Here is a 12755-nt window from a genome sequence, read left to right on the forward strand (position 1 = left end):
GGAGCCAGCGCCGTTGCGGGTCAATCCCAGCGCAGACCGACGCGAGGCCGTGGGCGGCGTGATAGCAGGCCGTCCGCGGTGAGGATGTCGTACAGCATCCTCGGGTCCTGGAGAGCCCGAGTGCGCCATCTCGACAAAGTCCGCACCGCCCGGCGCAACTCGTCTTCGCGGTCCTTCTCGTCGAGAAGCGCCTGCTGCGGGCTCCGCCCCTGGAGGATGTCCGGGTCGAAGTACTTCCCCTTGCCGTCGAACTCACCGGCGTGATCGAACTCCTCGAAGAAGAAGTCCGGGTAGACCGAACGTCCGCTGGGAAGCCGGATGCGCCGCTGCAGCTCAGGCGTCGGAAAGCCGAGCCGGTCGATCGCAACGCGGCTCTGGGACTCGCGCACCGAGTCCGAAAGGTGTGTGGCGAACGCCGCCGCTCGGCGGGCGCGGATCATCCCGCGCGCGCCGCTCTGTCTCTCGAGCGACTCGAGGATTTCGGCGCTCGTCGTCAGCGGACCACCCTCGCGTCTGCCCCACGACGCCCGATCCATCGCCGCGACGCCCGCGGTGAAGGTCAGCTCCCGGGCGAGGTCAATCACCGTCTGCGCCGGCGTCGTGACCAGGTGGGCACCCCAGGGCACGACATCCACCCCGTCGAACCCGAGAGCGCGCCGTCGCACCGCTCCGGGAACTGCGACCGCCGGACCCGCGCGGTATCCGGACGTCGATCACCGCGGGCCAGCGGCCGAGGATGTCGATGCCACAGATCGCCGCGGCCGCGTAGTGGCAGAAGACGGCAGCGCCGCGTAGTCGATCCGCGGTCTCCAGTGTCCGGACGAAGTGCCGATTCATCGGTGACAGGCGGTCCCAGTGCCGACGATCGGCGTACGAGCCGGCGACCACGCGGACATGCGTCCCTTGCGCCAGGGAACGCCGGAGCCTGCGCTCGTTGATCAGGCCGACGTCCTGCTCGCGGCGTCGGAAGACAGCCAAGGGGTGCTCGATGCGCGGTTCCATGCCGCCAGAGTGAGGGTCGAGGGCACCGCGTCGGCGCGATCATGCAGTCGTTGCGTGAACTGCAGCGCGCCGATGAACCTGGGGAGGGAACCGCGCTCAGCCTCGCGCTGCACTTCTCGGACCGCGCCGCGTCGATTCGCGCCGCGCGGTGGATTGTGCAGCGCCTGTGCCGTCAGAGGCGAACGGACCGGTCCGGGAGTCCGCCGGCGTCGATCACCAGCTGACGGGGAGCGCCTTGCCCTCCTCGTAGCCGGCGGCGGACTGCAGGCCCACGAGCGCCTTGTCGTGGAACTCCGCGACGGATGCGGCACCGGCATACGTGAACGAGGAACGGACGCCGGAGGTGATCATGTCCAGCAGGTCCTCGAGCCCCGGCCGCAGTGGGTCGAGGTAGATCTTCGACGACGATATGCCCTCGGCGAAGAGCTCCTTGCGCGCGAGATCGTACGGGTCGAGGCGCCCGAAGCGATCATGGACGGCCTTGGTGGATGCCATCCCCCACGACTCCTTGAAGGTGCGGCCGGCGGCATCCACCTGGAGTTCGCCCGGCGACTCGATCGTCCCGGCGAACCATGAGCCGATCATGACGGATGCCGCGCCGGCGGCCAGCGCCAGCGCGACGTCGCGAGGGTACCGGACTCCCCCGTCGGCCCAGACGTGCGCGCCCATGATGCGCGCAGCGTCGGCAGTCTCGAGCACGGCGGAGAACTGAGGACGCCCGACGGCGGTCATCATGCGCGTCGTGCACATGGCGCCCGGCCCCACGCCGACCTTCACGATGTCGGCGCCAGCGGTCACGAGATCATGCACGCCCTCCGCCGTGACCGTGTTGCCGGCCGCGATCGGGATGTCGAGTCCCAGCTCGGCGACGGAGCGCAGCGCCCGCAGCATGCCCTCCTGGTGTCCGTGCGCGGTATCGACGACGAGCACGTCGACCCCGGCCGCGGCGAGCGCACTCGCCTTGGCTGCGACATCGCCGTTGATGCCCACCGCGGCGGCGACGACGAGCCGGCCCGACGCGTCGACCGCAGGCGAATAGAGCGTCGACCGCAGCGCGCTGCGCCGGCTCAGCGTTCCGACGACGGCGCCGTGGTGCAGAACGCAGACGACATCGGCGCCCGCCCCCACGAGGAGATCGAACGCATGTCGGGCGGATGTCACATCGTCGGCGTCGATGGAGGGCGTGCGTCCTCGCGCCAGATCTCCGAGACGCGCATCCGGGAGGGCGGTGCCGAGGCGGCCCGCGGCGACGATGCCGAGCACGTCGTCGATCATCAGCGGGCCGGCGCCTGCGACCGTGGACGCGACGACGATGCCGTGGCCATCGCTCGCGGGCAGCAGCCGGGAGGCGTCGGCGACGGTCGCCTCGGGAGGCAGCACGAGCGGCGTGTCCCACGGCACCGGCTGCGCCTTGACCCAGCGGATCGCGGCGTCGAGCTCCTGCAGCGGCATGTCCTGAGGGAGCACGCCGAGCCCCCCGCGGCGCGCGAGCGTGGCCGCGAGACGTGCTCCTGTCACGGAGTTCATGTTCGCCGAGACGATCGGGATCGTCGCCGTGGTGCCGTCCGCCGGGGACAGATCGACATCCAATCTGCTGGTGACGCTCGAGCGCCGGGGCACGAGGAACACGTCCGAATAGGTCAGGTCGACGCTGGGCTGATCCCCGTAGAACTCCATGCTCTCTACGCTATCCACCCCATTTCGCCCTCACCACAGAACTGCCCGTGCGGATGCTCCGCTTCCCGCATCGGGGTGCACAACTGGGTTACGCTTAACAGTCGTGCGCGTGAGCACCATTTCTGCCGCGTGAGCAAGGTGAATTCAGCGAAGAAAGTGGGCGATCGACTGTGTCGAGCCAGGTGACAGGCGTCGGTGCTTCGAGCGAAGGGGAATTCGGAGCCAACGAGTGGCTCGTGGACGAACTGTTCGAGCAGTACAAGGCGGACAAGAACTCTGTGGACAAGGCGTGGTGGCCGATTCTCGAGGCCTATCACCCAGTCGATGTCGAGGGCGATGGCAAGGGATCGACGGCAGAGACGCCGGCCCCGGTCGCCGCTCAGGCTCCCGCCGCGGCTCCCGCGGCTCCAGCGGCACCCGCCGCATCCGCCCCCGCTCCCCCCGCTGCATCCCGCACACAGGCGCCGGAGCCGGCGGAGCCCCGCCCGGTCACGGCGCCCATCGCGGTGGTCGGAGCGCAACCCGTTGCCCGCACGACCGCGAAGCCCGCGGCGCCGCAGCCGATCCCTGCTCAGGCGCCGGATGCGAAGGCATCCTCTTCGCAGGAGTCGACCGAAGAGGACAAGGTCACCGTCCTGCGGGGCATGACCAAGACGCTCGCGGCCAACATGGACGAGTCGCTGACGATTCCGACCGCCACAAGCGTTCGGACCATCCCGGCGAAGCTCATGATCGACAACCGCATCGTCATCAACAACCACATGTCGCGCACGCGCGGCGGCAAGATCAGCTTCACCCACCTGATCGGCTGGGCGCTCATCCAGGCGCTCAAGGAGTTCCCGAGTCAGAACGTCTTCTACGCCGAGATCGACGGCAAGCCGTCGGTGGTCGCTCCCGCCCACATCAACCTGGGCATCGCGATCGACCTGCCCAAGCCGGACGGCACGCGAGCGCTCATGGTGCCGAGCATCAAGCGCGCCGACACCCTCACCTTCAGCGAGTACCTCGCCTCGTACGAGGACCTCATCGTTCGCGCTCGCGGCAACAAGCTGACGGCCGCCGACTTCCAGGGCACGACGCTGTCACTCACCAACCCCGGTGGAATCGGCACGGTGCACTCCGTCCCCCGTCTGATGAAGGGGCAGGGATGCATCGTCGGCGCCGGCGCCCTGGAGTACCCCGCGGAGTTCCAGGGCGCGAGCGAGAAGACGCTCAACGAGCTGGCGATCGGCAAGACGATCACTCTCACGAGCACGTACGACCACCGCGTCATCCAGGGCGCAGGTTCGGGTGAGTTCCTCAAGAAGGTGCACGAGCTGCTGATCGGGCAGCGCGACTTCTACGACTCGATCTTCGCGGCTCTCCGCATCCCGTACGCCCCCATCCACTGGGCCGCCGATATCAACGTCGACCTCGCCGAGCGCGTGGACAAGACCGCTCGGGTGCAGGAGCTGATCAACTCGTTCCGGGTGCGTGGTCACCTGATGGCCGACATCGATCCGCTCGAGTACAACCAGAGGACGCACCCCGACCTCGAGATCGAGCAGCACGGGCTGACCTTCTGGGACCTCGACCGCGAGTTCGTCACGGGTGGCTTCGGCGGCAAGCGCCAGATGAAGCTCCGCGACATCCTCGGCGTCCTCCGCGACTCGTACTGCCGCACGACGGGCATCGAGTACATGCACATCCAGGACCCCGGCCAGCGCAAGTGGTTCCAGGACAAGGTCGAGCAGAAGTACCAGAAGCCCGGACACGACGAGCAGCTCCGCATCCTCCGCAAGCTCAACGAGGCCGAGGCGTTCGAGACCTTCCTGCAGACCAAGTACGTCGGTCAGAAGCGCTTCAGCCTCGAGGGCGGCGAGTCCCTCATCCCGCTGCTCGACCAGATTCTGCAGGGCGCGGCCGATGCCGGCCTCGACGGCGCAGCGATCGGCATGGCGCATCGCGGCCGTCTGAACGTGCTCACGAACATCGCCGGCAAGACCTACGGTCAGGTCTTCCGCGAGTTCGAGGGCAGCGTCGCGCTGGGCAACAAGCGCGGGTCGGGTGACGTCAAATACCACCTGGGCACGCAGGGCACCTTCGTGGCGGACAGCCAGGAAGAGCTTCCCGTCTATCTCGCCGCCAACCCGTCTCACCTCGAGACCGTCGACGGCGTTCTCGAGGGCATCGTGCGCGCCAAGCAGGACCGCAAGCCGATCGGCACGTTCTCCTGGCTCCCCGTGCTCGTGCACGGCGACGCGGCCTTCGCCGGCCAGGGCGTCGTCGTCGAGACCCTGCAGATGTCGCAGCTGCGCGGCTACCGCACGGGCGGCACGATCCACGTCGTCGTGAACAACCAGGTCGGCTTCACGACGACGCCGCACGACGCGCGCTCATCGGTCTACGCCACGGATGTCGCCAAGACGATCCAGGCGCCGATCTTCCACGTCAACGGCGATGACCCGGAGGCCGTCGTGCGGGTGGCCGAGCTCGCGTTCGAGTACCGCGAGGCGTTCAACCGGGATGTCGTGATCGACCTGGTCTGCTACCGGCGTCGCGGTCACAACGAGGGCGATGACCCCTCGATGACGCAGCCGCTCATGACCAACCTGATCGAAGCCAAGCGCTCTGTGCGGCGCCTCTACACCGAGGCTCTCGTCGGACGCGGCGACATCAGCGAGGAGGAGTACGAGCAGGCCAAGCGGGACTTCCAGAACCGCCTCGAGATCGCCTTCGCCGAGACGCACGCCGCCGAGACCGGCACGCACGACATCGTCGAGGAGGCGGCCGCCGAGCAGGAGGTCACGTGGGGCGAGGTCGAGAGCACGGCAGTGTCGACCGACGTGGTCGGCCTGATCGGCGACGCGTTCGTGAACAAGCCCGACGGGTTCTCTGTGCATCCGAAGATCCAGCAGCTGCTCGACAAGCGCCTGGACATGAGCCGGAACGGCTCGATCGACTGGGCCTTCGGCGAGCTGCTCGCCTTCGGATCGCTGTTGCTGGAGGGAACCGCCGTACGGCTCGCCGGTCAGGACTCCCGCCGCGGCACGTTCGTGCAGCGGCACTCCGTGCTGCACGACCGAGCGAACGGGCAGGAGTGGCTGCCACTGCACAACCTCAGCGAGAACCAGGGCCGGTTCTGGGTCTACGACTCGCTGCTGTCGGAGTACGCGGCGATGGGCTTCGAGTACGGCTACTCGGTGGAGGCGCCGGAGGCGCTCGTGCTGTGGGAGGCCCAGTTCGGCGACTTCGCGAACGGCGCTCAGTCCGTCATCGACGAGTACATCTCGGCGGCCGACCAGAAGTGGGGTCAGCAGTCCAGCGTCGTCCTCCTGCTGCCGCACGGCTACGAGGGACAGGGTCCCGACCACTCCTCCGCGCGCATCGAGCGCTTCCTGCAGATGTGCGCCCAGGACAACATGACCGTCGCGCGTCCGTCGACGCCGGCGTCGCACTTCCACCTGCTCCGTCGTCAAGCCTATGCGCGTCCCCGCAAGCCGCTCGTCGTGTTCACGCCGAAGGCCATGCTGCGCCTGCGCGGGGCGACGAGTTCGGTCGAGGACTTCACGAGCGGGCGTTTCGAGCCTGTGCTCGATGACGACAGGGGCCTCGACGCGGGCGCCGTGAAGCGGGTGCTGCTGCACTCGGGCAAGATCCACTGGGATCTGAAGGCCGAGCTGGAGAAGAACCCGAATCCCGAGATCGCGCTGGTGCGGCTGGAGCAGCTCTATCCCGCTCCCATCGCCGAGCTCAACGCCGTGATCGATCGCTACCCCGACGCCCAGCTGGTGTGGGTGCAGGATGAACCGGAGAATCAGGGTGCGTGGCCGTTCATCGCCCTCGAGGTGGTCAAGCACCTGCACGGCAGGACGATCCGCCGCGTCTCGCGCTCGGCGGCCGCCTCGCCGGCGACCGGCTCACCGAAGGTGCACGCGCAGGAGCACGCTCAGCTGATGCAGAAGGCGCTCACGCTCTAGACCGAGGTGAAGACGAGGGGTGGATGCCGCGGCATCCGCCCCTCGTCTTCTTCCGCTTCGCGGTCAGTACCAGAGCCCGAGGTGCGGGGTCTGCGCGGCGGCGAACGACCTGTCGAGCGTGGCGACGCTATGGGGATCGCCCGTTACGAGGCCGGCGGTGCGCAGCGTCTCGGCGCGGACCCCGCCGAGCACGATCGCGGCCAGCGCGCCGGCGCTGAACGTCGCGTCGGGCTCACCGCCGGCCGCCGTGGCGCGACCGGTGCCCGCGTCGTCGATGGTGAGCCGCCACGTCCCCTCGGCGAGGCCGAGCGGGTCCGTGACCCGCAGAACGAAGTCGCCGTCGGTGGCGTAGGTGCGTGCCGCGAGCACCGCTGGCACGTCGATGATGCGCAGCCATCCGTGCTCGGAGGTGCGCAGCGTGGCGGCGCGCTGATCGGCGATCATCCAGCGCAGGGGCTCGTCCACCGACAGCAGCGAGGCCTTCACGACCGAGACCAGGTCGTGCTCGAGCACGAACCGCCAAAGTGCGGCGTACGCATCCGGCGTCTCGCTCAGCAGGATGCTGATGGTGAGCTCGTGCTTGGAGAAGTCGTCCCGCTCCTCGCCGATCGAGTAGACGACGGCGCCGCGGGTCACCCCGTCGGCGTCGGCATATCGCACGGCGCGGAGCTTCTTGCCGCCCTCCTGCCCGGGCGCGAGCCCCGTCATGCGTCGCCAGAGGCCCGGCCACGCCTGGATCTCGCCGGGGCGCGCTTGGCGCACCCGGTCGTGCAGCGCCGCGAGCTCATCCCTGGCGGCCTCGCGGGACATGAAGTCCAGACGGCCATCGGGTCGCGGTCCGATCCACAGCGCACGCCGGGTGTCGATGCTCCAGTCCGTCGCGAACGTGGAAGGAGCGAACCCGAAGCGACCGTAGATCGTCGCCTCGGACACCGTGAGGCCCGCGATCGCGATCCCTCCCGCGGCCGCCGTGCGCAGTTCGCCCTCGAGCATCGCGCGGGCGATGCCCTTGCGGCGGTGCGTGGGCGCGACCGTCACGCCGCTGATCGCCCACATCGGGATGCCACGGCCGCCCGGAAGGGTGACGTCCGTCACCCACGAGTTCACCGTGCCGACGGGCTGCGCGCGCTCCAGCGAGCCGGCGTCGTACACGCCGATGAAGCGGCGGAACGCGAGTCCTTCCCGCATCCCGGCGAGCTGCTCGTCGCTCTGTTCGCCGGAGAGGAATCCCCGCATCTCGGCCTGCAGGTAGGGGTCGAACGCGGCGGCATCGGCCGTGTCGATCACGCGATAGTCCAGTCCGCTCGCGGAGAGGGTCTCGAGCGAGCCCCGGTCGGCGGGCAGGGTCTTCCAGGTGCTGTTCTCTGCCATTCCGACACACTATCGAGCGCCGGGGACGCCGCCTGACGAGCGGCGCTCACCCCGCGAACGCCGCCTCCGCCGCCGGGGCCGACGCCGCCCGGTCCGCCGCGACGAGCCCCAGGCGCGTCCGGCGATCCAGCAGGTCGTCGACCTCGAGGGCGCCCTCCACATCGACACCCCATGCCAGCTCCTGGGCCGTGACGCCGGCGACGGCGTCCACGCCCCCTCGGTGCCGCGCGACGAACGGCGCCTCGGCGCCGTATCGGCGCACCAGGCGCGGCGGGGCGGCTACCTCGCCCAGGCGATCCCGCGGCCATGCCCCGACGAGTGGGATGTCCCGCGTGCGGGAGCGCATCCCGCTGGCGCCGGGGATCCGGCGCGAGATCGCGGCATCCACCCCGTCCTCCGCCATCCGGCGGTAGGTCGTGAGCTTCCCGCCCACGACGCTCAGCACCCCGCTGCTCGACTCGATGATCGAGTGCCGGCGGGAGAGGTCGCTCGTGTCGTCCTGGGCGCCGGCTGGCCCCGCGAGCAGGGGCCGGAGGCCCGCGAAGGTCGCCACGACATCGGCACGCGTGAGGGGCTCGGCGAGCACCGTGTTGATCGTTGCGAGAAGCATGTCGATCTCGGCATCCGTCGCCACCGGAACATCGGGAAGCGGCCCGTCGGCGGGCACGTCCGTGAGCCCGATGTAGGTGCGACCGTGCATCGAGGGCACCGTGAAGACGAAGCGGCTCGTGGATCCGGGCACCGGAGCAGTGAGCGAGACGTCCGACCCGCCGAGGCGCGCGGTCGGCACCACGAGGTGCGTGCCGCGGCTCGGGCGCACATGCACGTCGGCGTCGAGCTGTCCCGCCCACACACCCGCCGCCCCGAGAACCGCCCGGGCGCGCAGGATCAGGGTCTCGCCGGTGAGGGTGTCGCGCAGCGTTGCTCCTTCGCCGGAGACATCGAGCGCCTCGACCCTCGTGAGCACCGACGCACCGAAGCCCGCCGCTGTCCGTGCGACGGCGACCACCAGCCGAGCGTCATCGATCAACTGCCCGTCCCAGCCGCGCATGCCGCCTCGAAGCGAGTCCCGCCGGACGGCGGGCGCGAGGCGCTCCGTCTCGAGCCGGCCGATCGGACCCGGCGCCCGCAGCACGGCGTCCGGTGTCCCCACCAGCCGCCGCAGACCGTCGCCGAGACCGAAGCCGGCACCGGCATATGCGCCACGCACCATATGTCCGGGTGCGTACAGCGGCAGCACCTGCGCGAGGGGACGGGTGAGATGGGGTGCGGTACGCGTCAGGAGGATGTGCCGCTCGGCGGCGCTCTCGTGCGCGATGCCCAACTGGCCGGACGCGAGGTAGCGCAGACCGCCGTGGACGAGCTTCGAGCTCCAGCGGCTCGTGCCGAAGGCGAGGTCGTGCCGCTCGACGAGCACGGTGCGAAGGCCCCGGCTTGCCGCATCCAGCGCGATGCCGACCCCCGTGATGCCCCCGCCGACCACGAGCACGTCGACACGCGGGTCGTCGCCGAGCGCCGAGAGCTCGCGGGTGCGCCGCGCGGCGTGAAGCGCCGTCGAATGCGGCGTGCGGCCCTCGACCCTCATCACGGCTCCTCGACCGCCAGGTATCCGGCGAGCGCTCGGGTCAGCTCGACGCGCCAGGCCTTCGGCGGCATCCACTCCGTCACCAGGGGCGCCGACTGGACCGCGGACTGTGCGATGAGCAGCACCATCGCGGCGAGCCGCCGGGCGTCGCCCTTCCGCACGAAGCCGGCGTCCTGACCGACGGAGATACGCGTCGCCAGGGCGGCATGGATAACCCGCTGGCTGGTGCCGAGGCGCTCCAGGATGTAGCGCGAGAAGAGCTCGGGATCCGTGTCGCGCAGGCGGTGCACCAGGGGCAGGGACCGGATGCGGTCCGCTGTGTCCACCAGCTCGCCGACGAGGGCGGGAAGCGAGGTCGCCGCCGAGCCGGGGGGAAGCGCCGCGAGAAGCTCCCTGGTGACGAGTGCGGCGAAGAGCGCCTGGGCGTCGGGCCAGTACCGGTAGAGCGTCTGGCGTGACACCCCGCCTCTGCGCGCGATATCCGAGACGGTCGTCCGGCGGACGCCGTGAGCGAGCACCTCTGCGAGCGCAGCATCCAGCAGCACCGTCTCGGTGTCGGAAGGGCGCTCGTCCGGCATGTGACAACCATACATACGGTGTCATACTGTCGCCATGGATGCGACGACGCCCTCCGACAACGACGAGCGTGGCGCCGGCACGGTCTTGCCCGCACCGCGTGCGCCGATGCAGTGGGACGCCTGGGGCGACGGCTCTGCGCCGGCGAGGCTCCCGGTCGGCGCCAAGGCGCTCATCTCCACCCTGCTGCCGGGCCGGGCGCACCCCGTGCCCCGCATCCCCCGCGCCGACCTCGTGCTCACGCCGTCCACGATTCCGGATGCCGACCTCGAGGCACTGGCGGCGATCGTCGGTGCGCCCTCGGCGAGCCGCGAGGACGCGGTCCGCGCCCTTCACCTCGGGGGCAAGAGCACCCCGGATCTCCTGGCCCGCCGTTCGCGACAGCCGCAGCGTGCTCCGGATGGGGTCGTGTCCCCCGCCTCGCACACGGAGACGCTCGCGGTGCTCGCCGTCTGCGCCGAGCGAGGCATCGCGGTCGTGCCGTTCGGGGGCGGCACGAGCGTCGTCGGCGGCGTCGATCCGGATGCCGGGAGTCACGCGCACGTTCTCGCCCTCGACCTCTCACGCACGGCCGGGCTGATCGCCTTCGACGAGCGGTCGCTGCTCGCCACCTTCGGGGCCGGCACCACCGGCCCGCAGGCCGAGCAGCTGCTCCGCGAAAAGGGATGCACGCTCGGACACTTCCCGCAGAGCTACGAGTTCGCCACGATCGGCGGCTTCGCCGCCACCCGCTCGAGCGGACAGGCCTCCCGTGGATACGGCCGGTTCGACGACCTCGTCCATGCGCTGCGCATCGCCACTCCGGCCGGCGAGGTCGAGCTCGGCCGGGCTCCCGCCAGCGCGGCGGGCCCGGACCTTCGCGAGCTCTTCCTCGGGTCGGAAGGCGCATTCGGGGTGCTGACCGAGGTCACCGTGCGGATCCGCCCGGTCCCCTCAGCGACCGCCTACGGCTCCTGGTCCTTCCCGGATTTCGAGGCGGGCGCCGAAGCGCTCCGCGAGGTCACGCAGCGCGGGATCCGCCCCGCCGTGCTGCGGCTGAGCGACGCCGCCGAGACGCGCGTGAACGCCGCCATGGGCGGGCACGTGACGCGGATGAGCGGATGCCTCGCGGTCGCCACCTTCGAGGCGATGAGCGCGGCGGAGGCGGAGGCCATCGGCGGGCGGATTGACGCCGCCTTCCGAGCGCACGGCGCCAAGCCCCGGAGCGAGGATCCCGCTCGATCGTGGGAGCGCGGCCGCTTCGCCGCGCCCGCGCTTCGCGACACCCTGCTGGACATCGGCGTGCTGGCGGAGACCCTCGAGACCGCTGCCACGTGGTCCGGCCTGCCCGCGGTCAAGTCGGCGGTCACCGAAGCGCTCACGGACTCGCTCGTGAGCGACGGCACCAAGCCCATCGTGATGTGCCACATCTCGCACGTCTACCCGGCCGGCGCCTCGCTGTACTTCACGGTCATCGCCGCACTGAATGCCGACCCTGTCGCTCAGTGGCGGAGGGCGAAGGATGCCGCATCCCGCGCGATCCTCGCGACCGGCGCCACCATCACCCACCACCATGCCGTCGGCCGCGACCACGAACCGTATCTGGAGGGCGAGATCGGCGCCCTGGGGGTGGAGCTCCTGCGAGCCGTCAAGCGCACGCTCGATCCCCGGGGCATCATGAACCCCGGGGCGCTCGTCGGGAGAGACCCGTGAACATCGCCGTGGTCGTCAACCCCGCCGCGCGCTCCGGAGTGCAGACGCATGCCGCGACGCGGGCCACTCAGCGCCTGCGCGAACTGGGTCACACGGTCACCCTGCTCAGCGGAGGAAGCGCCGAGCAGTCGTCCTCGCTCATCCGCACGGCGGTCGAGCTCGGCACGGAGGCGCTCGTGGTGGCAGGCGGCGACGGGACGATCAACCTGGCCCTACAGCACCTGGCGGGCACCGGCGTTCCGCTCGGCATCGTCCCCACCGGCACCGGCAACGACTTCGCCGCGCATCTGGGCATCCCGGAGCTGGAGCCGGCGGCGGCGGCCGAGGTCATCTCCGCCGGTCGCACGCGCACGATCGATCTGGCGCGCGTCACGGATGTCGACGGCGGCGTGCGGCTGTACGCGACCGTGCTGGCGAGCGGCTTCGACTCCTACGTCAACGACAGGGCGAACCGGATGCGGTGGCCCAGGGGCGAGATGCGCTACAACATCGCGATCCTGGTGGAGTTCCTCTTCCTGCGGTCGAGCCCCTACGCGATCGAGGTGGACGAGCGGCGCATCGAAGGCCCCTTCGTGATGGCGAGCGTCGGCAACACGCGCACATACGGCGGAGGAATCCCGATCTGCCCCGACGCGGACGAGACAGACGGCCTGCTCGATGTGACGATCGTCCGCCCGGCCGGGCGGCTTCGCCTGCTGCGGCTGCTGCCCACGGTCTACAAGGGCACCCACACGACGCGGCGCGAGGTGGAGACCTTCCGGGGGCGAAGTGTTCGTCTCGACGCCCGCGACATCACCGCGTACGCGGACGGCGACCCCATCGGGTCGCTTCCGCTCACCGTGGACGTGCTGCCGGCCGTGCTGAAGGTGCTGGTCCCCTGACGGCGCACCGGC

The 12755-nt window shown here is 70.4% G+C and carries 8 protein-coding genes; 3 read left to right on the forward strand and 5 right to left on the reverse strand.

Annotated elements, in window-relative coordinates:
• Positions 1-20: 20 nt before the first annotated feature.
• Complete coding sequence (locus ACPW96_RS06270; protein ID WP_425882379.1) at positions 21-665, reverse strand: hypothetical protein; 645 nt, start codon at positions 663-665, stop codon at positions 21-23.
• A gap of 550 nt (positions 666-1215) precedes the next feature.
• Positions 1216-2679 (reverse strand): GuaB1 family IMP dehydrogenase-related protein, encoded by a 1464-nt coding sequence (locus tag ACPW96_RS06275; protein ID WP_425817275.1) that lies wholly within the window; start codon positions 2677-2679, stop codon positions 1216-1218.
• Between the two features lie 170 nt (positions 2680-2849).
• Here ACPW96_RS06275 and ACPW96_RS06280 point away from each other — a divergent pair, with 170 nt between their 5' ends.
• Positions 2850-6638, forward strand: a complete 3789-nt coding sequence (locus ACPW96_RS06280; RefSeq protein ID WP_425817273.1) for a multifunctional oxoglutarate decarboxylase/oxoglutarate dehydrogenase thiamine pyrophosphate-binding subunit/dihydrolipoyllysine-residue succinyltransferase subunit — start codon at positions 2850-2852, stop codon at positions 6636-6638.
• Positions 6639-6701: 63 nt separating this feature from the next.
• Here the strand turns inward: ACPW96_RS06280 and ACPW96_RS06285 are convergent, their stop codons facing one another.
• Genes ACPW96_RS06285 through ACPW96_RS06295 form a run of 3 tightly spaced genes read right to left on the reverse strand, consistent with a single transcriptional unit; the run spans position 6702 to position 10172 of the window.
• Entirely contained in the window at positions 6702-8009 is a 1308-nt protein-coding gene (locus ACPW96_RS06285; protein ID WP_425882380.1) for a GNAT family N-acetyltransferase, read from the reverse strand.
• 46 nt (positions 8010-8055) lie between these two features.
• Positions 8056-9594, reverse strand: a complete 1539-nt coding sequence (locus ACPW96_RS06290) for a glycerol-3-phosphate dehydrogenase/oxidase (RefSeq protein WP_425817269.1) — start codon at positions 9592-9594, stop codon at positions 8056-8058.
• On the reverse strand, positions 9594-10172 hold the full coding sequence (locus ACPW96_RS06295) for a TetR/AcrR family transcriptional regulator (protein WP_425882381.1): 579 nt from the start codon (positions 10170-10172) through the stop codon (positions 9594-9596). The genes ACPW96_RS06290 and ACPW96_RS06295 overlap by 1 nt, the downstream gene beginning before the upstream one ends.
• 106 nt (positions 10173-10278) lie before the next feature.
• Between ACPW96_RS06295 and ACPW96_RS06300 the strand changes: the two genes are divergently transcribed.
• Both ACPW96_RS06300 and ACPW96_RS06305 read left to right on the forward strand, forming a co-directional pair.
• A complete protein-coding gene (locus ACPW96_RS06300; protein WP_425882595.1) occupies positions 10279-11862 on the forward strand; it encodes an FAD-binding oxidoreductase in 1584 nt (527 codons plus the stop codon).
• Entirely contained in the window at positions 11859-12743 is an 885-nt protein-coding gene (locus tag ACPW96_RS06305) for a diacylglycerol kinase (RefSeq protein WP_425882382.1), read from the forward strand. Before ACPW96_RS06300 ends, ACPW96_RS06305 begins: the two co-directional genes overlap by 4 nt.
• Positions 12744-12755: the final 12 nt, after the last annotated feature.

This window comes from Micromonospora sp. DT81.3, assembly GCF_049847225.1.
Classification (GTDB): Bacteria; Actinomycetota; Actinomycetes; order Actinomycetales; family Microbacteriaceae; genus Microbacterium.